The organism is Campylobacter estrildidarum (genome assembly GCF_005406205.1).
Taxonomy (GTDB): Bacteria; Campylobacterota; Campylobacteria; order Campylobacterales; family Campylobacteraceae; genus Campylobacter_D; species Campylobacter_D estrildidarum.
The window spans coordinates 1-400 of the sequence record NZ_NXLZ01000047.1 but is presented as its reverse complement, the minus strand read 5'-3'; the positions used below and the strand labels follow the sequence as shown (position 1 = coordinate 400).

Sequence of the window (400 nt, the reverse complement as noted above, 5' to 3'; positions counted from 1 at the left end):
AGATTTATGTATTTTAAAATCTTTTGGTAATCCTGCAGCTTCATTAAAGTCTTCTCCCATATAACCATCTTTATCTACACTATAACCATAGGCTGTATTGGTAGAAGTATTATTGCTTATATCTACTTGTTTGAATTTTAAAGTATAAATAGAGTTTTTAAATTCGCTAGATATATCATAATTAGGAGAATTTGTTTTAGTGTAATAATTCTTATTGATATTATTAGTAGAATTTGATTGATTGTTTAATACTTCACTTCTTATTAAAGTTTGTGAATTTTTATTTTCTATATCATTTAACTTAGTGACATTTTGTTTTAAGAAAGTATTGGCAAAATTTATTTTTGAATTTTCTTTACTTTCTTTATTGGCTTTTGCTTGTGAAAGTATAGAACTATAG

1 pseudogene is annotated in these 400 nt (G+C 23.8%); it reads right to left on the bottom strand.

What is annotated here, in order from left to right:
* Positions 1-400, bottom strand: a pseudogene (locus CQA69_RS08875) (Cj0814 family flagellar-dependent secreted protein); the annotation flags it as partial.